This window comes from Glaesserella australis (assembly GCF_003260095.1).
Classification (GTDB): Bacteria; Pseudomonadota; Gammaproteobacteria; order Enterobacterales; family Pasteurellaceae; genus Glaesserella; species Glaesserella australis.
This window is the reverse complement of sequence record NZ_PTPX01000009.1, coordinates 23804-45827: the sequence shown is the minus strand read 5'-3', so window position 1 is coordinate 45827 and position 22024 is coordinate 23804. Positions and strand designations below refer to the sequence as shown.

Below are 22024 nucleotides of genomic sequence, written 5' to 3'. Positions count from 1 at the left end.
TTAAATATTAAAGTTCTTGAAGAATATCTTTTAATATTGTAATGCCTTCATTTATCTGTGCATCGCTAATGATCAAAGGCGGTAATAAACGCAATTTATGCTTTGCGGTTAAGGTTAAAATCCCTTTTTGAATGCCTTTATTGACGATATCGCTCGCCACAATTCCTTCTTCAAATTCAACACCGATCATTAAACCTAACCCACTGACACTTTTGACTTTGGGTAAATTAAGTAGGGCAGTGTGAAGTTTGGCTGCTTTGGTTTGTACGTCGGCTAAAAATTCAGGGGTGAGTTTATCGAGCACAGCATTGGCAGAGGCACAACAAACGGGGTTTCCACCAAAAGTCGAACCGTGATCGCTTTTGCCTAGCGTATGCTGACATTTTTCGCCAAACAGCACAGCACCAATCGGTAGGCCACCGCCTAAGCCTTTAGCAAGGGTGACAATATCAGGTTGTAAATCAAAGTGTTGGAAGGCGAAAAATTTCCCTGTACGCCCAATACCTGTTTGTACTTCATCAATAATTAGTAATATATCTTTTTCAGTACAAAGTTGTTGCAAGGCGTTGAGATAATCTGTTTCTAAGGTAAAAATGCCACCTTCACCTTGCACAATCTCAACCATAATCGCACAGACATCTGTTTGATCTAAACGTTGAGTCAACGTTTGAATATCGTTAGCGGGAAGATGTTCAAAACCTTCTGTAAAAGGAAAAAAGAATTGATGGAAAGTATCTTGCCCTGTAGCAGAAAGGGTAGAGATTGTCCGACCATGGAAAGAGTTTTGTAGGCTAATGATGGTTGAACGCCCTTTGCCATATTTATCAAAGCTATATTTACGAGCCGTTTTAATTGCTCCTTCGTTTGCTTCTGCACCGCTATTGCAAAAAAACGCACGTTTTAAGCCTGAACAAGCGGTCAGTTTTGCTGCAAGTTTTGCAGATGGCTCACTAAAAAAGAGATTGGAAACGTGTTGCAGCTTACCAGCTTGTTCCGTGACCGCTGCAAGCCAATTTTCATCAGCCCAACCTAAACTGTTTGTGCCAATGCCGCTGGTAAAATCAAGGTACTGTTTTCCTTCAAAATCCCATACAACACAGCCCTTGCCATGAGAAAGCGCAAGATCAAAACGTCCATAGGTTTGAGCGATATGTTGACTATCTAATGTTTTAATTTGTTGGCTATTCATCATTTTTCCTTTTATAAAACAGCGTTCCATTGCCTTGTGAGGTAAAGGTTTCAATCAATAAAGCGTGGGGTACACGTCCATCAATAATAGAAGCAGATTTTACCCCTTCACGCACACAGTCAATGCAACACTCGATCTTCGGGATCATACCGTCTGTGATAATACCTTGTTCGACTAACGCATTAACTTCTGAAATCTCAATTTGTGGAATGAGAGTAGTATCATCAAAGCGATCTTTTAGCACACCGACAATATCGGTCATACTCACCAATTTCTCTGCACCAAGGGCTATGGCAATTTTACTTGCAGCCGTATCCGCATTAACATTGTAGGCAGTGCCTTGTTCATCAACACCCACTGTCGCAATCACAGGGATTAAGCCTGAATTTAAAGCAAAATCAAGTAGTTTGGTATTCACTTGTTTTACTGCTCCAACAAACCCAAGTTCTTCATTGATCGGCTCACAAAGCAACATTTGTCCATCAATACCGCACAAGCCAATGCCTTTGCCTTTAAGCAATGCAACAAGGCTTTTGTTTATCTTGCCCGCTAACATTTGTTGCACAATTTCTATGGTTTCTTTATCCGTTACTCGTAAGCCATTGATAAATTTGCTCTCTTTGCCTATTAACTTTAATCCTTGTGAAATTTCAGGACCACCGCCATGAACAAGCACAACTTTAATGCCGATTTGATTAAGCAACAACAAATCTTGCATAACAGCCATTTTGAGCTCTTCATTAATCATGGCATTACCGCCATATTTCACCACGATAATTTTATCTTGATATTTTTTTATATAGGGATGCGCTTGTTCCATCACTTCTGAGAGTAAATGTACTTGGGATGGTTTCATTTTATTTTCCTGTGTTTGCAAATTTTTATTGAAATCTGACCGCTTGTTTTTAATCACTAACTACGATAATCGCCGTTGATTTTGACATATTCATAAGTGAGATCGCAGCCCCAAGCCTGTGCATTGGCTGTGCCATCATTCATATCAACTAAAATTTCAATGTGCGGTGCGCTTAATACTTCTGCCGCTTTCTCTTCACTAAATGGGTGATACATGGCGTTTTGACAGACAAGTACTTCGCCTTTTTCACTCTTTAATTTTAACGATACGCCATCAATAGAGAAGTCGCCTTCGGTATAGCCAATCGCACAAAGCACACGCCCCCAGTTTGCATCTTCGCCAAACATAGCAGATTTAAATAAGTCGCTTGAAATAATACTTTTTGATACCGCAAGGGCGACATCTTCAGTACGAGCGTTAGTGACGGTACATTCTAATAATTTGGTTGCGCCTTCGCCGTCAAAGGCAATTTGGCGACAAGCCCAAATACAGACATGATTTAACACTTGGCAGAACAGATCGAAATCAGCCCCTGTTTGCGTGATAGGCGTATTACCCGCTAAGCCGTTTGCCATAATGCTTGCCATATCGTTAGTCGAAGTATCGCCATCGACGTTGATTTGATTGATAGTCTGTTTAATCTCTTTTTTCAAGGCAAGATTAAGCATCTCAGGACTGATCGCCACATCTGTAGTAATAAAGGTCAGCATGGTTGCCATATTTGGATTGATCATACCACTGCCTTTGGTCATGATGCCCATATGACAAGTTTTCCCGCCTAATTCAAAGGCGACGGCATACTCTTTAAGGCGAGTATCGGTGGTCATAATCGCTTCTGCCGCTTGTGTACCACCTTGATAGCTTAAACTTGCGACGGCTTTTGGAATGCCTTGTTCAAACGGTTCTAACGGGAGCGGCTGACCGATTACCCCTGTTGATGCAATCACAATATCACTTGCTTTTAAATTCAACGCAGTTGCAACCATTTCACAACATTTCTCAGCAAGTTCAATACCGTTTGGGTTACAAGTGTTGGCATTGCCACTATTACACATCATCGCTTGGCTATAGCCGTCGGCGATATTCGCTTTGGTCACTAAAATAGGTGCGCCTTTGACTTTATTTTGTGTATAAACAGCGGCTGTGGCACAAGGTACATCACTGACAAGTAAGGCTAAATCTAACTTTTCTTTATTTTTACGAATACCGCAATGAATTCCGCTTGCTTTAAACCCTTGTGGTGCGGTCACGCCGCCTAAAATTGCTGTTGTGTTCATTTCTCTTTTCCTTATATTTTTTTAAATGGTTAAGCCCGCTGTTTCATCACGTCCAAGCATGATATTCATACATTGAACAGCCGCCCCTGAAGATCCTTTGCCTAAATTATCAAACAGTGCCATAAGCACAATTTGGGTTGAATTAGCATAAACAAAGATCTCAAGATTATCTTTGCCTGAAAGTTGGTTTGCTGCCATCATTGGCGTTGGCATTGTATTAAGCTGATGTACATTGACTAATTTTTTACCTTGGTAATAAGCGGATAATAGCTGTGTAATTTTTTCACCTGAGGCATATTCAGCATGGATTGCCGTCATTGGCAACGGCACAGTAACGAGCATACCGCTATAATAATCGGCAACCACAGGCGTGAAAATCGGAGCAGTTGAGCTACCTGTTACTGCCATCATTTCAGGTAGATGTTTATGGTTTAAATTCAATCCATACATACGAGGCGCATCAAAATCAGCGCTACGTTCAGCCTGTTGATAATCCGCGATCATGGCTTTTCCACCACCCGAGTAGCCTGTGAGTGAATGGCAAATGAGTGGATAATCTGCACTTAATGCCCCTTTTTCAATTAATGGGCGGACGAGAGAAATAAACCCAGTGGCATGGCAACCTGGTACGGCAACTCGATTCGCTTGCGCAATTTTTTCTGTTTGAGAAGTGAGTTCTGCAAAGCCATAAACCCAATCGGATTGAGTGCGATGGGCCGTTGAGGTATCACAAATTTTGCTCTCTTTAGGCGCAAGAGCAATAATCTCTTTTGCTGCATCATCAGGCAAACAGAGTAGCGTAAGATCTGCTTCTGCTATTTTATCTAAACGTGCAGTCAAATCTTTACGCTGATGCTCGGGCAGTTCTAACAATTCAATGTCTGTTTGAGTGGATAAACGTTCGTGAATACGCAATCCCGTTGTACCTACTGCGCCATCAACAAAAATTTTATATTTGGTCATACAATCTTCTCATGTTAATTTTTCAGCAGTTTATGCATAAAATCATTTAAATGCAAGTTTGGTTTTAATAATTATGCAATATAAATGAATTTATATTCACTTTGTGGGCGTGGTTTTATATTTCATTAGAAAATAGTAGAAACCCATTGTAATTTTAAATTCAACCGCTAAACTGCTTTCACGCTTTATATAACCATAACAAGCGGTAAGATTTGCCGCTTTTTTGCAAATTTTCGGACACAACATGGAAAAACTGACATTACAACCTATCACCCGTGTCGAAGGTGAAATCAATTTACCTGGCTCAAAAAGCCTATCAAATCGTGCTTTATTATTAGCGGCTCTCGCACAAGGCACAACGCAAGTGACAAACTTGCTCGATAGCGATGATATTCGCCATATGCTCAATGCGTTAAAAGCATTAGGCGTAAATTACCAACTTTCAGAAGATAAAACCGTTTGCACTGTAGAAGGCGTTGGCGGTGCATTTCAGTGGCAAAATGGCTTGTCGCTCTTTTTAGGCAATGCGGGCACTGCAATGCGTCCACTCACGGCGGCACTTTGCTTAAAAGGCAAACAAGAAGCGGAAGTGATTTTAACGGGCGAGCCACGTATGAAAGAGCGTCCGATTAAGCATTTGGTTGATGCGTTACGTCAAGCGGGTGCTTCGGTTCAATATCTTGAAAATGAAGGCTATCCGCCGATTGCTATTCGCAATACAGGGATTCAGGGTGGCAAAATTCAAATTGACGGCTCGATTTCGTCTCAGTTTCTCACCGCATTGTTGATGTCTGCACCCTTGGCATCGGATGATATGGAAATCGAGATTATCGGTGAATTGGTTTCTAAACCTTATATCGACATCACCCTTGCGATGATGAAAGATTTTGGCGTGACAGTGTCTCACACAAATTATCAAACTTTCTTTGTTAAAGGTAATCAACGCTATGTTTCACCACAAAAATATTTGGTGGAAGGCGATGCTTCTTCAGCCTCTTATTTCTTAGCCACAGGGGCAATTAAAGGGAAAGTCAAAGTCACAGGCATTGGTAAAAATTCGATTCAAGGTGACCGCTTGTTTGCTGACGTACTCGAAAAAATGGGCGCAAAAATCACTTGGGGTGACGATTTTATCCAAGCAGAGCAGGGCGAACTTAAAGGCATTGATATGGATATGAACCATATTCCAGATGCAGCCATGACCATTGCCACCACAGCCCTTTTTGCCGAAGGTGAAACCGTGATTCGTAATATCTACAACTGGCGAGTGAAAGAGACCGACCGATTAACAGCGATGGCAACCGAGTTACGCAAAGTCGGTGCTGAAGTGGAAGAAGGGGAAGATTTTATCCGAATCCAACCGCTTGCATTAGACCAATTCCAACATGCTGAAATTGCGACCTACAACGATCATCGAATGGCAATGTGTTTCTCACTCGTTGCTCTTTCAAATACGCCGGTGACGATTTTAGATCCAAAATGTACCGCCAAAACCTTCCCGACCTATTTTGAAGAGTTTGGGAAGATTTGTGGGTAAGTAATTTATAGGGTGAGATTTTCTCACCCTATATTAATTCCCAATTTCCCCCACATTTTCGCTATAATACCGCCCAATTTTCAGATCGATTTTTTCTATACTAAAGAGAGTTTCAATGGCAACTATCGCACAAAATCCGCTTGTTTTGGTGGACGGGTCGTCCTATTTATACCGTGCATTCCACGCATTTCCCCCTTTAACTAACAAACAGGGAGAACCGACGGGGGCGATGTATGGTGTGTTGAATATGTTAAAAAGTTTGATTGCACAGGTCGAGCCGAGCCATATTGCTGTGGTGTTTGATGCGAAAGGCAAAACGTTTCGTGATGAACTGTTTGAGCAGTACAAATCTCACCGTCCGCCGATGCCTGATGAGCTACGTTCGCAAATTCAGCCGTTACACGCAATGATTAAAGCACTCGGTATTCCGCTGTTATCCATTGAAGGTGTGGAAGCAGACGATGTGATCGGCACTCTTGCGGTGCAAGCGGCACAAGCAGGCAAGCACGTTTTAATCAGTACGGGCGATAAAGATATGGCTCAACTAGTGAACGATCATATTATGCTGATTAACACGATGAACAACACTTTGCTCGACCGTGAGGGCGTGATTGAAAAATACGGCATTCCGCCTGAATTGATTATTGACTATCTCGCCCTGCTTGGCGATTCGTCCGATAACATTCCAGGCGTGAAAGGCGTGGGCGAAAAGACGGCGATTGCCTTGCTACAAGGGATTGGCTCGATGAAAGCGATTTATGCCAACTTAGATAAAGTGGCGGAGTTGGGCTTTCGTGGAGCGAAAACTTTTGCCCCGAAACTTGAAGCCGAAAAAGAAACGGCGGCTCTCTCTTATTTGTTAGCCACGATTAAAACCGATGTTCCCCTTGATGTGACCCACGATCAACTGCTCACCCAACCGCAACAGCGAGATCAGCTGGTGGAACTCTTTGGGCGTTATGAATTTAAACGTTGGCTGAATGAAGTGATGAACGATGCCAACCCTGTTACCCAAACGGCAGCGGAGAAGATCCCGAACAATTATCAAGCGACACAAGCGGTCACTTCTGAGAAAAAATTTGCAAAAATTGAGATAGATCGCACCGCTTACGATTGCGTAAATACCCCTGAATTGTTCAGCAACTGGTTGGAGAAATTGCAGGCGGCGGAGCTAGTAGCAGTCGATACCGAAACGGATAACCTTGATGCAATGCAAGCGAATTTGGTCGGTATTTCCTTTGGTTTGGAAAGTGGCGAAGCCTGTTATATTCCGTTGGCACACAAGGGCAGAGTGGCTCAACCAACACAGGTCGATCTGTTTGGCGACAGCGAAAATGAAAGCGAAGAGACGGACGTGTTGCTCCCAAATCAGCTCAACAAAGCGGACTGTTTGGCACAGCTCAAGCCGATTTTAGAGAACCCGAGCATTCGTAAAATCGGGCAGAATATCAAATACGATTTAACCATTTTTGCTCGCAACGGCATTGAGCTACAAGGCGTGGCGTTTGATACGATGTTGCAATCTTACACCCTTGACAGCACAGGACGGCATAATATGGACGAGTTGGCTCAACGCTATTTAGGGCATACCACCATTCCATTTGAAGAGCTGGCAGGCAAGGGCAAAAATCAGCTTACCTTTGACCAAATTCCGCTCGACAAAGCCACTGAATACGCTGGCGAAGATGCCGAAATCACGATGAAATTGCACCAACTTTTATGGTCTGAACTACAAAAAACGCCTGAATTGGTGAAACTGTTTGAGCAGATCGAAATGCCGTTGGTTAGCGTGTTGTCTCGTGTAGAACGCAATGGCGTGTTGATCGATCCTGCCAAACTGTTGGCACATTCAGCGGAAATTGAACAGCGTTTGATTGAGCTAGAACAGCAGGTTCATCAAGAAGCAGGCGAAGTGTTTAACCTTGCGTCCACCAAACAGCTACAAGAGATTTTGTTCAACAAATTAGGCTTGCCTGTGTTGAAGAAAACCCCGAAAGGCGCGCCGTCCACTAACGAAGAAGTGTTGGAAGAGTTGGCACAAATGGGGCATCAAGTGCCTGTGTTGTTAATGGAACATCGTGGCTTGAGCAAACTCAAATCGACCTACACCGACAAATTGCCACAGATGATCAACGCACAAACAGGGCGAGTGCATACCTCTTATCATCAAGCGGTAACAGCAACAGGGCGACTTTCATCAAGCGATCCGAACTTGCAGAACATTCCGATCCGCAACGAGCAGGGCAGACGTATTCGTCAAGCCTTTATTGCCCGTGAAGGTTATCAAATTTTAGCCGCCGACTATTCACAAATTGAGCTACGCATTATGGCTCACCTTGCTAATGATGCGAATATGATTAAAGCCTTTGCGGACGGCAAAGATATTCACCGCTCAACTGCAGCCGAGATTTTCGGCGTGCCGTTGGACGAAGTCACTAGCGAACAACGCCGCAGTGCGAAAGCGATTAACTTTGGCTTGATCTACGGAATGTCGGAGTTTGGCTTATCTAACCAACTCGGTATTTCTCGAACGGACGCTAAAAAATATATGGAGCTGTATTTCCAACGCTATCCAGCGGTTCAACAGTTTATGTTAGATATTCGTGAAAAAGCGGCGGAAAAAGGCTATGTTGAGACCCTGTTTGGTCGTCGTTTGTATCTGCCTGAAATTAATTCGAGCAACCAAATGAGACGCAAAGCGGCAGAGCGTGTAGCAATCAACGCCCCGATGCAAGGCACGGCGGCAGATATTATCAAAGTGGCAATGATCGGCATCGATCAAGCGGTCAGAAATTGTGATGATATTGCAATGATTATGCAAGTTCACGATGAATTGGTATTTGAAGTCAAAGCCGATAGAGTCGAGCATTATACGCAACTGATTAAATCCGAAATGGAAAAAGCCATTGCCTTAAAAGTGCCACTGATTGCGGAAGTGGGCGTGGGCAGTAATTGGGATGAAGCCCATTAAAAAAGATTAGGGGACTCAATGTCCCCTAATTTGTTAGAGATTGTTTTTCTCACCACGAGAAAGGCTAATCACCCCTGAACGAACAATTTCAATAATCGTCGTCTCTGCTTTTACTGCATCAATAAACGCATTGAGTTTATCGCTTGTTCCGGCAAGCTGGATGGTATATTGCTTAGGCGTAATATCCACGATTTGACCACGGAAAATATCTGCCATACGTTTGATTTCATCACGCGCACTACCGACTGCTCGGACTTTCAGTAATAACACTTCACGCTCAATATGTTCACAGTGGCTTAAGTTAATCACTTTGAAAATATCGATGAGTTTATGTAGCTGTTTTTCGATCTGTTCTAAAACTTGTTCATCACCTTGTGCCACAATGGTCATACGGGATAAACTTGGGTCATCAGTTGGGGCAACAGTTAAGCTTTCAATGTTAAAACCACGTTGAGAGAATAGCCCAACCACACGGGATAACGCCCCTGATTCATTTTCTAATAAGACGGATAATGTTCTACGCATCTGTTCTCTCCGTTTTGCTTAACATCATATCTTTCATTGATTCACCACGAATTTGCATTGGGTAAACGTGTTCCGTTTCATCGACCAATACATCCACAAACACCAATTTGTCTTTGATGGCAAAGGCTTGAGCCATTTTTTCTTCTAGCTCATCAGGGGTGTTGATTTGAATACCAACGTGTCCATAAGCCTCCGCAAGTTTAACGAAATCAGGCAATGAATTCATATAAGATTGCGAGTGACGACCTGCATAAATAATGTCTTGCCACTGTTTTACCATGCCTAAGAAACGGTTATTTAAACTCACGATCACAACTGGCGTATCATATTGTTTTGCGGTAGATAGTTCTTGAATATTCATCTGAATACTGCCATCGCCCGTAACACACACAACCGTTGCTTCAGGATGTGCAAATTTTACGCCCATCGCAGCAGGTAAACCAAAGCCCATGGTACCTAGACCACCTGAGTTGATCCAACGACGTGGCTTATCGAATGGGTAGTGAAGTGCTGCAAACATTTGGTGTTGCCCTACATCAGATGCTACATAAGCGTCGCCTTTAGTTAATTTGTAAATCGTTTGAATTACTTGCTGTGGTTTAATCACATCCCCTTGCTCAAAACGCAAGCACTGTTTCGCTCTCCATACATTAATTTGTTCCCACCAAGCGGTCAGATCTGCCTGACTTTTTGCAAGATTTTCTTCACCCAATAAGGCTAAAAATTCTTCTAACACAAATTTTGCATCACCAACGATTGGAATATAGGCAGGTACGGTTTTTGAAATAGATGCAGGATCAATATCCACGTGAATGACTTTCGCATTCGGGCAATATTTTGTAAGGTTATTGGTGGTACGATCATCAAAACGTACTCCGATACCTAAAATCAAATCACTTTCATGCATTGCATTGTTGGCCTCGTAAGTGCCGTGCATTCCTAACATTCCTAAGAACTGTTTATCGGTACTCGGATAAGCCCCCAAACCCATTAAAGAGCTAGTAACAGGTAAATTAAGTTTTTGTGCAAATTCGGTAAGTTCTTGATTAGATTCAGAAATCACCGCACCCCCACCCACAAAAAGCACTGGTTTTTTGGCTACTAGAATTGCTTTTAACGCTTTTTTGATCTGTCCCTTATGTCCTTGAACTGTCGGGTTATAAGAGCGTAATGCCACATCTTTTGGATAGCTATAGTTAAACTTATTTGCAGGGTTTACCATATCTTTTGGTACATCAATCACCACAGGACCAGGACGACCCGTTGAAGCGATATAGAATGCCTTTTTCACAATTTCAGGAATTTCTTCAGGATTTGTAACAAGGAAACTGTGTTTAACCACAGGGCGAGAGATACCTACCATATCGCACTCTTGGAATGCATCACTACCAATTAAGCTTGAAGGAACTTGCCCTGAAAATACCACAAGAGGAATAGAGTCCGAATAAGCGGTGGCAATCCCGGTAATCGCATTGGTTGCACCAGGACCTGATGTCACTAATACGCAGCCGACTTTACCCGTTGAACGAGCATAGCCATCAGCCATGTGTACCGCAGCTTGTTCATGGCGAACAAGTACGTGCTTGATGCCACCTAACGTATGAATAGCATCATAAATATCAAGAACTGAGCCACCAGGGTAACCAAAGACATATTCTACGCCCTCGTCACGCAAGGATTGCACAATCATTTCAGCGCCTGAAAGTTTTTTCATTAAATCCTCCAACTAAATACAAAATTAGGGTTTGTTCTTACAAACAAGATGTTGCAAATTTTGCAAGAAATCTAACCGCTTGTCTATAGGTTCAATATTAATCAAATACCTATTGTTGCAGAATAATTTTCTATAAAATCTAAAAAATTGGATTTTTATGTATATAAATCTTGTTATTTTTACTTTTTTGGCAGCTTGTACCGATTTTTATAAAATCCATAAAATATAATAAACATTTATAAAATGTGATAAAGATCACATTAAATGAGTGAGATAATTGATGCGAGCTGATTCTGTGGGGGATTAGAGCAATATCTATTTTTAACAAATTCTAAAAATTTAGAACTACATCACAAAATATCACTAGCGATTTAAGGTAGAATGACAGTGACCCATTTTTTTAAAAGAAGGATTAACTATGGATGATAAATCTCAATTACGCCAAGCAGCACTTGATTTTCATGAATTTCCTATTCCAGGTAAAATTGAAGTAACTCCAACTAAATCTCTTGCAACACAACGCGATCTTGCTTTAGCTTATTCACCAGGGGTGGCAGAGCCTTGTTTAGAAATTGAGAAAGATCCTTCAGCAGCTTATCGTTATACATCAAAAGGAAACTTAGTCGCTGTAATTTCAAACGGAACTGCCGTATTAGGTTTAGGCAATATCGGTGCGTTAGCAGGTAAACCTGTTATGGAAGGGAAGGGGGTTCTCTTTAAAAAATTTGCTGGTATTGATGTCTTTGATATTGAAATCAATGAGAAAGATCCTGAAAAACTCGTTGAAATTATTGCTTCTCTAGAGCCAACCTTTGGCGGTATCAACCTTGAAGATATTAAAGCGCCAGAGTGTTTCTATATTGAACAAAAATTGCGTGAGCGCATGAATATTCCAGTATTCCACGATGACCAACACGGTACAGCAATTATCAGTGCAGCCGCTGTCATCAACGCATTACGTATTGTTGATAAAAAAATTGAAGATGTGCGTTTAGTGGCATCAGGGGCAGGTGCGGCATCAATTGCATGCTTGAATTTGCTTGTTTCTCTTGGGATGAAACGTGAAAATATCGTGGTATGTGACTCAAAAGGTGTGATCTACAAAGATCGTGACGATCGTATGGATGAGACCAAAAAACATTATGCGATTGAAGATAATGGTTGGCGCACATTAGGCGATGCAATGCCGAATGCAGATATTTTCCTTGGTTGTTCAGCAGCAGGGGCATTGACGCAAGATATGGTTCGCACCATGGCAGCCCACCCAATCATTCTTGCACTAGCGAATCCAAACCCTGAAATTACCCCACCTGAAGCCAAAGCAGCTCGCCCTGATGCAATCGTCTGTACAGGCCGTTCAGATTATCCGAACCAAGTAAATAATGTGCTTTGCTTCCCATTTATTTTCCGTGGTGCTTTAGATGTTGGGGCAACGACTATTAATGAAGAAATGAAACGTGCGGCAGTGTATGCAATTGCAGATCTTGCCCTTGCAGAGCAAAATGAAGTCGTGACATCAGCTTATGGTGGTGAAGGTACGACCTTTGGTGCTGATTACATCATTCCACGCCCATTTGACCCTCGTTTAATTGTGCGTATCGCCCCAGCCGTTGCAAAAGCAGCAATGGAATCTGGTGTTGCAACACGTCCAATCACAGATTGGGATGCGTATCATGAAAAACTCACACAATTTGTTTATAAAACCAATCTTTTTATGAAGCCAATTTTCAGCCAAGCAAAAGCAGAAATTAAACGCATTGTGCTTGCTGAAGGGGAAGAAGATAAAGTTTTACATGCAACGCAAGAAGTCGTTTCAATGGGACTTGCTTATCCAATCTTGATTGGTCGCTCTGAAATCATTACTGCAAAAATCAAAAAACTCGGCTTACATATTGTGGCAGGAAAAGACTTTGAAATTGTAGATAATGAACGCAATGAACGTCATGAAGAATTATGGAAACGTTACTATAGCCTGATGAAACGCCGTGGTATTACAGAAGCGATTGCAAAACGTGTAACCACATCTAATACTACCGTAATTGCGTCCCTTTTAGTTGAAATGGGCTATGCGGATGGCTTAGTTTGTGGCTTGTTTGGTACTTATAGCCGCCATTTAGAAGCTATTCGTGATATTATCGGCGTAAAAGAAAGCGTAAAAGTACCCGCTGCATTAAACAGCCTTGTATTACCAACAGGTAATGTTTTCATCACAGACACCTATGTCAATGCTGATCCAACTGCGGAAGAACTTGCTGAAATTACATTGATGGCAGCTCGTGAGATCCGTCGTTTTGGTATTGAGCCGGCAGTGGCATTGCTATCTCACTCAAATTATGGGGCATCTAATCTACTTGGTGCACCAAAGATGCGTAAAGTGTTAGAGCTTGTGAAAGCCCGTGATCCTGAATTGATGATTGACGGTGAAATGCATGGAGATTTAGCACTCTCTGAGAAATTACGTCGTGATTATATGCCAGATAGCCCATTGAAAGGCTCGGCAAACTTATTAGTCATGCCAAATATGGAAGCCGCACGTATCAGCTATAACTTGTTGCGTGCAACAACAACGGCTATTACAGTTGGTCCAATTCTCTTAGGGATGAACAAATCTGCTCATATTCTCAACCCTGTTTCATCGGTTCGCCGTATTATCAACATGGTTGCTTTTGCTGCGGTTAAGGCGCAAACGAAGTAATATTTTTAGGTAATAAAAAATGGAGGATGGTAACATTCTCCATTTTTGTTTGTTAAATAGTAGCTATTTCCTAATTAGCCGATTAGCTCTTTTTACGTTGTATTGATGCAATTGGTAGTGATGAATGGGAGACTTGAATTTTGGGGAATTCTTTTCTTAAAAGGTGATAAAATACTTCCGCTTTTAAGTTTTCTTCCGTGTATTCATAATTAGTTCCTAAAATAACTTCATCAACTTGTGTACAAATATCTCCATATTCAACATATGTAGAATTGGTTACTTCACAATATTGAATGTTGTCTGAACCGAGCTGTTCTATTTTCAGTAGACGAAATTCTTCTTCATCACGGAAAGCATAGTCTTTAAACAAATAGCGGATATATTCCAAAGCAGCTTTATGTTTTTTAGCATCGTTTTTTTCAAAAAATTCTTTTAATTCTGTTAAAGCTTCTCTAAGTTTTTGTTTTCTTACTTTTTCCCATTGTTTATGATTACTGATTGGCTTTAACCGAACACCAAAATTTTCTGAAATTTTTTTATCTAAAATATCGTACTCATCTTTTTTTACATAGTCATCACGGTAAAAAATATAGGCTATTTGATATAGTGGTAAATTATTAGACGATGGTTGCCACTCAGTAGTAGCGAGTTCATCATCGTTTGTATAATTGAGTTTGGCATAAGAAGCACCGATATCAGGTTCTTTGATCCAGTTACCATATTTATTAAATACCAAACAGCAACCTGATGCTTCAGTATTATCTACTTTACCGTATAAACGGAATTGATTTAAATCATTAACACGGGCAGAAAAACAAGTAAAAAATGCATTATTTTCAGAAAAATTGGTTTTATTTTCTAATGCGATATCCTGAAGACCTAAAAACTCAGCCAAGCATTTCCCTTCGAATGGATCATTCATATAAGTAGAACTATTCATTCGCATCGGACTAGGACCATTTTCTTGTTCTGAATTATTTCTACGTATATTTAATAATTTTTCGCACACATGGGGGCTAGTATAATGTGCCAGTGGTTTATTAAACTCAACAGGTGAAATGCTTAATACAGCTAAAATAGATGCAATCGAGTTTTTTAAACCTGAAGGAAGTTGAGTTGGTAATTGTTTTATAATTCCTTCATTTTTATTTTGAAAATATTTTTCTAATAATTTTTTATCTTTAGTTTGAATAGCTTTTTTGAAATAAAAATCCCCTAACCAATGGCGAGCCTTAGTTTTTTCGTGTACCTTATTTTCTCCTTCCGGTAGATGCTCTATTAAATTTTGGCATTCTACAAAATACTTATAAGCCTTATCAAATAAGTTTAATTGTTTAGTTTGCTTAGCTTGTTCTAAATAACAACGCCCTAACCAACGATGGACAATAATTTGGTTGTGTATTTTATTTTCTCCATCAGCTAGTTGTGCTATTAAATTTTTCAATTCTGTAAAATGCTTATAAATCTTATCAAATAGGTCTAATTGTTTGGTCTGAATAGCTTTTTTTAAATAACAACGACCTAACCCGAAATGAATAATAGCTTGTTGTGGTACATGTGAGTCTTTATTTGTAATATTGCCCAATGCCTGACTTAGTTTATTAATTGCTTCATCATAGCGTTCTTCTCTAAATAGTTCTTTTCCTTCTTTAATTAATTGTTCTAATGATGTCATTTTCTCACCTTTTCTTATGATAAGTAGTATTTGCTATGTTATTTTTATAGCTAAGAATGGAATGATTTCCACATAATATATTATCTATTTTAATTTTTTAGTAAGAAAAATAAATGTGTTGAAGAATAAATTCTTTTATTTGAATCAAATAAATAGGAAATTATTACTTTATAAGGTTTGGGAAATAAAAATTAGAAGAAAGAAATGTTAATTATTTTAGAAAAGAGAGCTTAAAGCCTTTTATGAGAGACTTTAAGCTCAGGTATTTCGGGTGAGAATAAATCTTGCCCCTACACGGAGTTTGTGTAAGTTCTACAACCGTAAAATTAGAACGCCACGCTTTCTTTCAGACTTACCGTCAAGTTAAACACGAGATTATCAGCTCTGCCGTCTTTGCTGTCTAAGCAGTAATAACCTTCACGTTCAAATTGATAGCCTTGTTCTACTTTGGCGTTGGCTAAACTTGGCTCAACAAAACCGTGTTTGACCACTAAAGAGTTTGGATTTACTACTGAACAAATATCTTCTTCTGCCCCTGGGTTTGCCACCGTAAAGAGTTTATCGTAAATACGGAACTCTGCTGGTTTGTTATGCACCACAGAAACCCAGTGGATAACGCCTTTAACTTTACGTCCGTCTGCAGGGTTTTTACCCAAGGTTTCAGGATCGTATGTGCAATAAATTGTCGTAATCTTACCGCTTGCGTCTTTCTCCACACGTTCCGCTTTAATCACATAGGCATTACGCAGACGCACTTCTTTACCTAGTACAAGGCGTTTGTACTGTTTGTTTGCTTCTTCACGGAAGTCCGCTTCATCAATATACAATTCACGGGTAAATGGCAATTCACGGCTACCCAATTCTTCACGGTTCGGGTGATTTGGAGCAGTTAGCCACTCTTCGCCTTCAAAGTTTTCAATCACTACTTTCACAGGGTTGATCACTGCCATTGCACGTGGAGCGTTGGTATTTAAATCATCACGAATGCAAGACTCTAACGCACTGTATTCCACCACGTTATCTTGTTTGGTAACACCAATACGACGGCAGAACTCACGGATTGACGCAGGGGTATAACCACGACGGCGTAAACCTGAAATGGTCGGCATACGAGGGTCGTTCCAACCGTCCACAATGCCGTTATTAACTAATTTCAACAACTTACGCTTAGAGGTTAATGTACCTTCCAAATTCAAACGAGAGAACTCATATTGATGTGGCAACGGACGCTCAATACTGATATTTTCTAACACCCAGTCATACAAACGGCGGTTGTCCTGGAATTCCAAAGTACAAATAGAGTGCGTAATACGCTCAATCGCATCAGAAATACAGTGGGTAAAATCGTACATTGGATAAATGCACCATTTATCGCCTGTTTGGTGGTGGCTGGCGAATTTAATGCGATAAAGCACTGGGTCACGCATCACGATAAACGGCGATGCCATATCAATTTTGGCACGCAAGCTCATTTTGCCTTCTTCGATTTCGCCGTTTTTCATCTTCTCGAATAACGCAAGGTTTTCTTCAATCGGACGATCACGATAAGGGCTGTTTTTACCTGGCTCTGTTAATGTACCACGATATTCACGCATTTCATCAGGCGAAAGTTCGTCCACATAAGCCAAACCTTTGTTGATAAGCTCAATCGCATAGCCGTAAAGTTGGTCGAAATAATCGGACGCATAACGTGGCTCGCCTTCCCATTCAAAGCCTAACCATTTCACATCTTCTTTAATGGAATCCACATATTCCACATCTTCTTTAACAGGGTTGGTATCATCAAAACGTAGGTTACATAAGCCTTTGTAATCTTCTGCGATCCCAAAGTTTAAACAGATCGACTTAGCGTGACCAATATGCAAATAGCCATTCGGCTCAGGCGGAAAGCGGGTATAAACGTTATTGTGTTTACCTGAAGCTAAATCTTCATCAATAATGTGGGTAATAAAGTTGGCACGAACATCGCTGTGTTCGTTGTTTAAAATCTCTTCGTTGCTCATAATTTTCTCTTACAGTGAAAAATAACAAAACATTCTACACTTTAATCGACATTAACTCAAAATAGTTCGGGGATTTACAATAAAATTTGACTAAAAAAACGCTAGAGCCTACAATTTGCTCCCGCCTATAACCTACTACAAGCGGTAGGTTTCCTTCAATTCTTTGCAAACACATCTGATATTAAGGACCTAAAATGAAAAGATCTCTCTCTATCGAATTTTCTCGTGTAACAGAAGCGGCGGCATTAGCGGCATTTGCTTGGCTTGGTCGTGGCAATAAAAATGCTGCCGATGATGCTGCGGTGAAAGCAATGCGTTTTTTATTAAATCAGATGGAAATTCGAGGCGAAGTGGTAATTGGAGAAGGGGAGATCGACCAAGCTCCAATGCTTTATATTGGGGAAAAAATTGGATTGTGCCGTCCAGAAGATGAAGAAGTCTGCATTGCCGTTGATCCTATTGATGGAACTCGTATGACAGCAATGGGGCAGGCGAATGCCTTGTCTGTGTTAGCTGCTGGCGGTAAAGAGACATTCTTACAAGCCCCTGATATGTATATGGAAAAAATGGTTGTCGGGAATGAAGCGAAAGGAATGATCGATTTAAATCTACCGATTGAACAAAATTTACGCCGTGTTGCGTCTAAAAAAGGTAAATTACTTTCACAATTAACGGTAGCTGTCTTGGATAAACCACGTCATAAAGCGGTGATTGCTGAAATGCAGAATTTAGGTGTGCGTGTTATGGCTATTCCTGATGGTGATGTGGCGGCCGCGGTACAATGCTGTTTGCCTGAATCCGACCTTGATATGCTTTATGGTATTGGCGGTGCACCAGAAGGCGTTGTCGCTGCTGCAGCTGTACGAGCGTTAGGTGGAGATATGCAAGCCCGTTTAATTCCACGCAATCAAGTAAAAGGGAATACCCTTGAGAATTTTGCTTATGCCGAAAAAGAGATTAATCGTTGTGAAGCATTAAATGTACCGATTAACACTGTTCTTAAACTGGAAGAGCTTGTCCGTGACGATAACTTGGTTTTCTCTGCAACAGGTATTACTTCAGGGGATTTACTCAAAGGGATTCAGCGTAAAGGCAATTTGGCAGTGACGGAGACCTTACTAATTCGTGGACGCTCTAGAACTATTCGTAAGATTCAGTCTTATCACTATTTAGATAGAAAAGATACTGAACTACATCGTTTAATTGAAGCGTAAATCTATCAATCTACGAAAGAAACTTATGCCTAATATAGATTAGGCATAAGAGATATTAAGCATATTATTTTTTAAAATAACGTAGTAAAGGGTCTGGATTTTGGATATAAGAAACCAGATCCTTTTTATCTGGATATGCAATATAAGGAATTTGCCCTAATAGTGGTGCTTTTATTCTCTGACTAAGCAATTCGATCAATTCTGCATAGTGGCGTAATCCTGGGTTTACGCGATTAGCTACCCAACCAACTAATTCAACACCTTGTTGCTGAATTGCATCTGCAGTCAACAGTGCATGGTTGACACAGCCTTCCTTAATGCCAACAACGAGTACAACAGGCATTTTATTTTTCTTGACCCAATCAGCAAAGCAAAGATCTTTATTAATCGGTGTTAACCAACCATAAGTCCCTTCGACAAGGACATTACTATACTGGTTATGTAAACGTTGCAGATCTTTATCAAGCTTATCCACAGAAATATGGCGTACTGCATCAAGCGCTGCAAAAATAGGAGTACTAGAATGAATAAATGAGTAGCTATTAATTTCTCGATAGCTAACAGGTTGCGGACAACTTTTTTGAATAATTAATACATCACTATTGTCTTCACAAGCATAATCATCATGGTTGGGTTCTGTCGGGAGAGAATCATCTCCGCCACAAGCAATAGGCTTATATCCTACAACGGGGATTTCATATTGTGAGATCGTTTGTAGTAATGCTCTCGTCACAATTGTTTTTCCAACGTTAGTATCTGTTCCTGTAATAAATAAGCAAGGCATTTTTTTCTCTTGTAATAAAAATTAGGATCTTGGAATTGTAAGTGAAAAATACATCAAAGATAATGAGCTTGATCAAATTATTTGTATCAACTTGGCAAGTTAGCTGAATTAATCCACTAAATATGATAGATAATCAATCGACTAAAAATTATAAGGGACAATATAAAAAATTAGGAAAGGGTTAGCATGCATGTGTGCTAACCCTTTCTTATTTAGACTATATTAGGATTTTAATAACCCTGATGATCCTTCTGAATAATCTTTAGGTTGATCTTCTTCTGTCTCTGATTTGTTTGCAATAGTAGGTTGTTGGAAAAACTCAATTTTAGTGGCATCAGAAGGTAAAAGTGATTCTGATCCTTTGGCTAAATGTGTATAAAGTTTTTTATAATCTTCTGCAAGTGTTGCAAGCAAGGTAGCAGATTGTTCAAAATGTTGCTCTAATTGCTGTTTTTGCTCATCTAATTTCTTAGTTGCTTCTTTCAAATCTGCTTCAAGTTGGAGCTGTTTTTTTACATTGCTATTAGTTGCTCTCACAAAAACATAACCAATGATACAACCCACAATAAATGCAGCAATAATTGCTGTCCAAACATTACCAGACCATTGTTCCATAATTCACTCCTTTCTTTAGATTTAGGTTGAAAGCAACGAATTCTAACCATTTTCTTTACGTAAAGAGAAGCAAAATGACAATTTTTTTATGAGAATTTTGAGCTGATCCACAAAAATAGACTTTTATAAAAAAAGAGTTAGATTTTTCTTTCAGAGATCTGTATAATTCTGCCACCCTGTTTTTGTATGGTTTTCCCACCGTACATGTTTGGTCAGAATTGACTCGAAGGGGTCGGATTCTACCGTATTAGGTAATATCCTTAAGGATATTGGGTTTAAACTTTAAATTTTGGTATTTAATTAATGAAAACTTTTGTAGCAAAACCAGAAACAGTTAAACGTGACTGGTATGTAGTAGATGCGACAGGTAAAACTTTAGGTCGTTTAGCTACTGAATTAGCACGTCGTCTTCGTGGTAAACACAAGGCTGAGTACACTCCACACGTTGATACAGGTGATTACATCATCGTTATCAATGCGGAAAAAGTAGCGGTAACAGGCAAAAAAGAAACTGATAAAATCTACTACTGGCACACTGGCTATGTAGGTGGTATCAAAGATGCAACCTTCAAAGAAATGATTGCTCGTCGTCCAGAAGCAGTGATTGAAATTGCGGTTAAAGGTATGTTGCCAAAAGGTCCATTAGGCCGTGCAATGTTCCGTAAATTAAAAGTGTACGCAGGTAACGAACACAACCACGCGGCACAACAACCACAAGTTTTAGATATCTAATCACGGAGCATAAAAATGACAGCAGCAAATCAAAACTACGGCACAGGTCGCCGCAAAAGCTCTTCAGCTCGTGTATTTATCAAACCGGGCAGTGGTAACATTACCATTAACCAACGTTCTTTAGAAGTTTACTTCGGTCGCGAAACAGCTCGCATGATCGTTCGTCAACCATTAGAATTAGTTGAGTTAACAGATAAATTAGACCTATACATCACTGTTAAAGGTGGTGGTATTTCTGGTCAAGCGGGTGCAATCCGTCACGGTATCACTCGTGCATTGATGGAATACGATGAAACTCTTCGTCCAGCATTACGTGCTGCGGGCTTTGTTACCCGTGATGCTCGTCGTGTTGAACGTAAAAAAGTGGGTTTACACAAAGCACGTCGTCGTCCACAATACTCAAAACGTTAATACGAAAGTATTTACCAGAAAGGCAGGAATTTTCCTGCCTTTTCTTTTTTGCTATAATTCAAATCTTTCTGTCTTTTAAGGATTTCTATGCTAGCCATTATTTCTCCAGCCAAAACCCTTGATTTTGAAACGAAAATTGATGGATTTACCTTTTCTCAACCAAAACTGACCGCTTACAGCCAACAGTTGATCGATATTTGTAAACTGCTTTCCCCTGCAGAAGTGGCGTCGTTGATGTCGATTAGTGATAAATTGGCAAGCTTGAATGTCGCACGTTTTGCAGAGTGGACGCAAACCCATACCGAACAAAACGCCAAGCCAGCTTTATTTGCCTTTAAAGGCGATGTTTACACAGGGCTAGAAGCGGAAACCTTAACGGCAGAGCAAGTTGAATATGCTCAACACCATTTGCGGATGTTGTCGGGCTTGTACGGCTTGTTAAAACCGTTGGATTTAATGCAACCTTACCGCTTAGAAATGGGAACGAAACTTGCCAACCCGAAAGGCAAAGATCTCTATCACTTTTGGGGCAATGTGATTACTGATCACCTACAACAAGCTATTGATGAACAAGGCGATAATCTATTAGTCAATTTAGCATCAGACGAGTATTTCGGCGCAGTACAAGCGGGTAGATTATCCGCAAAAATTGTAAAACCCGTCTTCTTAGATGAGAAAAATGGCAAATATAAAGTCATCAGTTTCTATGCTAAAAAAGCACGGGGCATGATGGTGCGCTTTATGTTGCAAACTCAGCCGACAACCGTTGAACAGTTGAAAGCCTTTAATTTCGGAGGTTACTGGTTTGATGAAGATAGCTCCACAGAAACTGAGTTAGTCTTCAAACGAGAGGGACAGTAACG

17 protein-coding genes are annotated in these 22024 nt (G+C 40.4%); 7 read left to right on the top strand and 10 right to left on the bottom strand.

Going from position 1 to position 22024, the window contains the following annotated elements; all coding sequences use genetic code 11:
• Positions 1–7: 7 nt before the first annotated feature.
• From C5N92_RS04555 to argC, 4 genes are read right to left on the bottom strand one after another with little or no spacing between them, the layout of a single operon-like run.
• A complete protein-coding gene (locus tag C5N92_RS04555) occupies positions 8–1189 on the bottom strand; it encodes an aspartate aminotransferase family protein (RefSeq protein ID WP_111749679.1) in 1182 nt (393 codons plus the stop codon).
• Positions 1182–2045, bottom strand: a complete 864-nt coding sequence (gene argB / locus C5N92_RS04550) for an acetylglutamate kinase (RefSeq protein WP_111749678.1) — start codon at positions 2043–2045, stop codon at positions 1182–1184. The genes C5N92_RS04555 and argB overlap by 8 nt, the downstream gene beginning before the upstream one ends.
• 56 nt (positions 2046–2101) lie before the next feature.
• A complete protein-coding gene (gene argJ, locus C5N92_RS04545) occupies positions 2102–3322 on the bottom strand; it encodes a bifunctional glutamate N-acetyltransferase/amino-acid acetyltransferase ArgJ (RefSeq protein WP_111749677.1) in 1221 nt (406 codons plus the stop codon).
• 21 nt (positions 3323–3343) lie between these two features.
• On the bottom strand, positions 3344–4285 hold the full coding sequence (argC, locus tag C5N92_RS04540) for an N-acetyl-gamma-glutamyl-phosphate reductase (protein WP_111749676.1): 942 nt from the start codon (positions 4283–4285) through the stop codon (positions 3344–3346).
• A gap of 244 nt (positions 4286–4529) precedes the next feature.
• Here argC and aroA point away from each other — a divergent pair, with 244 nt between their 5' ends.
• Entirely contained in the window at positions 4530–5822 is a 1293-nt protein-coding gene (aroA, locus tag C5N92_RS04535; RefSeq protein ID WP_111749675.1) for a 3-phosphoshikimate 1-carboxyvinyltransferase, read from the top strand.
• Between the two features lie 115 nt (positions 5823–5937).
• Complete coding sequence (gene polA / locus C5N92_RS04530) at positions 5938–8793, top strand: DNA polymerase I (RefSeq protein ID WP_111749674.1); 2856 nt, start codon at positions 5938–5940, stop codon at positions 8791–8793.
• Between the two features lie 33 nt (positions 8794–8826).
• Here polA and ilvN read toward each other — a convergent pair whose 3' ends face one another.
• Positions 8827–9318: an acetolactate synthase small subunit gene (gene ilvN / locus C5N92_RS04525; protein ID WP_111749673.1), complete on the bottom strand. Its 492-nt coding sequence runs from the start codon at positions 9316–9318 to the stop codon at positions 8827–8829.
• On the bottom strand, positions 9311–11032 hold the full coding sequence (locus tag C5N92_RS04520; protein WP_111749672.1) for an acetolactate synthase 3 large subunit: 1722 nt from the start codon (positions 11030–11032) through the stop codon (positions 9311–9313). The genes ilvN and C5N92_RS04520 overlap by 8 nt, the downstream gene beginning before the upstream one ends.
• A 418-nt stretch (positions 11033–11450) precedes the next feature.
• Here C5N92_RS04520 and C5N92_RS04515 point away from each other — a divergent pair, with 418 nt between their 5' ends.
• Positions 11451–13727 (top strand): NADP-dependent malic enzyme, encoded by a 2277-nt coding sequence (locus tag C5N92_RS04515; RefSeq protein ID WP_111749671.1) that lies wholly within the window; start codon positions 11451–11453, stop codon positions 13725–13727.
• An 82-nt stretch (positions 13728–13809) separates the two neighbouring features.
• On the opposite strand, the gene C5N92_RS11360 is transcribed toward C5N92_RS04515, so the two are convergent.
• A complete protein-coding gene (locus C5N92_RS11360; protein ID WP_111749670.1) occupies positions 13810–15402 on the bottom strand; it encodes a tetratricopeptide repeat protein in 1593 nt (530 codons plus the stop codon).
• A gap of 326 nt (positions 15403–15728) precedes the next feature.
• Complete coding sequence (gene glnS / locus C5N92_RS04505; protein WP_111749669.1) at positions 15729–17405, bottom strand: glutamine--tRNA ligase; 1677 nt, start codon at positions 17403–17405, stop codon at positions 15729–15731.
• Positions 17406–17599: 194 nt separating this feature from the next.
• On the opposite strand from glnS, the gene glpX reads away from it, so the two are divergent.
• Positions 17600–18619, top strand: coding sequence for a class II fructose-bisphosphatase (gene glpX / locus C5N92_RS04500; RefSeq protein ID WP_111749668.1), 1020 nt, complete (start codon positions 17600–17602; stop codon positions 18617–18619).
• Between the two features lie 64 nt (positions 18620–18683).
• Here the strand turns inward: glpX and bioD are convergent, their stop codons facing one another.
• Positions 18684–19403, bottom strand: a complete 720-nt coding sequence (gene bioD / locus C5N92_RS04495) for a dethiobiotin synthase (RefSeq protein WP_111749667.1) — start codon at positions 19401–19403, stop codon at positions 18684–18686.
• Positions 19404–19625: 222 nt separating this feature from the next.
• Entirely contained in the window at positions 19626–20018 is a 393-nt protein-coding gene (locus C5N92_RS04490) for a Z-ring associated ZapG family protein (RefSeq protein ID WP_111749666.1), read from the bottom strand.
• A gap of 303 nt (positions 20019–20321) precedes the next feature.
• Here C5N92_RS04490 and rplM point away from each other — a divergent pair, with 303 nt between their 5' ends.
• The 3 genes from rplM to yaaA all read left to right on the top strand — a co-directional run bounded on the left by rplM (position 20322) and on the right by yaaA (position 22022).
• A complete protein-coding gene (gene rplM / locus C5N92_RS04485) occupies positions 20322–20750 on the top strand; it encodes a 50S ribosomal protein L13 (RefSeq protein WP_012621589.1) in 429 nt (142 codons plus the stop codon).
• Between the two features lie 15 nt (positions 20751–20765).
• Entirely contained in the window at positions 20766–21161 is a 396-nt protein-coding gene (rpsI, locus tag C5N92_RS04480; RefSeq protein WP_006249344.1) for a 30S ribosomal protein S9, read from the top strand.
• Between the two features lie 87 nt (positions 21162–21248).
• A complete protein-coding gene (yaaA, locus tag C5N92_RS04475) occupies positions 21249–22022 on the top strand; it encodes a peroxide stress protein YaaA (protein WP_111749665.1) in 774 nt (257 codons plus the stop codon).
• The last annotated feature ends 2 nt before the right edge of the window (positions 22023–22024 follow it).

What these genes read in the sequence shown, in the direction of transcription:
- bioD (WP_111749667.1), bottom strand. Translation starts at nt 19,403, where the DNA reads ATGCCTTGCTTATTTATTACAGGAACAGATACTAACGTTGGAAAAACA.
- ilvN (WP_111749673.1), bottom strand. Translation starts at nt 9,318, where the DNA reads ATGCGTAGAACATTATCCGTCTTATTAGAAAATGAATCAGGGGCGTTA.
- C5N92_RS11360 (WP_111749670.1), bottom strand. Translation starts at nt 15,402, where the DNA reads ATGACATCATTAGAACAATTAATTAAAGAAGGAAAAGAACTATTTAGA.
- glpX (WP_111749668.1), top strand. Translation starts at nt 17,600, where the DNA reads ATGAAAAGATCTCTCTCTATCGAATTTTCTCGTGTAACAGAAGCGGCG.
- polA (WP_111749674.1), top strand. Translation starts at nt 5,938, where the DNA reads ATGGCAACTATCGCACAAAATCCGCTTGTTTTGGTGGACGGGTCGTCC.
- C5N92_RS04520 (WP_111749672.1), bottom strand. Translation starts at nt 11,032, where the DNA reads ATGAAAAAACTTTCAGGCGCTGAAATGATTGTGCAATCCTTGCGTGAC.
- rplM (WP_012621589.1), top strand. Translation starts at nt 20,322, where the DNA reads ATGAAAACTTTTGTAGCAAAACCAGAAACAGTTAAACGTGACTGGTAT.
- aroA (WP_111749675.1), top strand. Translation starts at nt 4,530, where the DNA reads ATGGAAAAACTGACATTACAACCTATCACCCGTGTCGAAGGTGAAATC.
- argC (WP_111749676.1), bottom strand. Translation starts at nt 4,285, where the DNA reads ATGACCAAATATAAAATTTTTGTTGATGGCGCAGTAGGTACAACGGGA.
- yaaA (WP_111749665.1), top strand. Translation starts at nt 21,249, where the DNA reads ATGCTAGCCATTATTTCTCCAGCCAAAACCCTTGATTTTGAAACGAAA.
- argJ (WP_111749677.1), bottom strand. Translation starts at nt 3,322, where the DNA reads ATGAACACAACAGCAATTTTAGGCGGCGTGACCGCACCACAAGGGTTT.
- C5N92_RS04555 (WP_111749679.1), bottom strand. Translation starts at nt 1,189, where the DNA reads ATGAATAGCCAACAAATTAAAACATTAGATAGTCAACATATCGCTCAA.
- glnS (WP_111749669.1), bottom strand. Translation starts at nt 17,405, where the DNA reads ATGAGCAACGAAGAGATTTTAAACAACGAACACAGCGATGTTCGTGCC.
- C5N92_RS04515 (WP_111749671.1), top strand. Translation starts at nt 11,451, where the DNA reads ATGGATGATAAATCTCAATTACGCCAAGCAGCACTTGATTTTCATGAA.
- rpsI (WP_006249344.1), top strand. Translation starts at nt 20,766, where the DNA reads ATGACAGCAGCAAATCAAAACTACGGCACAGGTCGCCGCAAAAGCTCT.
- argB (WP_111749678.1), bottom strand. Translation starts at nt 2,045, where the DNA reads ATGAAACCATCCCAAGTACATTTACTCTCAGAAGTGATGGAACAAGCG.
- C5N92_RS04490 (WP_111749666.1), bottom strand. Translation starts at nt 20,018, where the DNA reads ATGGAACAATGGTCTGGTAATGTTTGGACAGCAATTATTGCTGCATTT.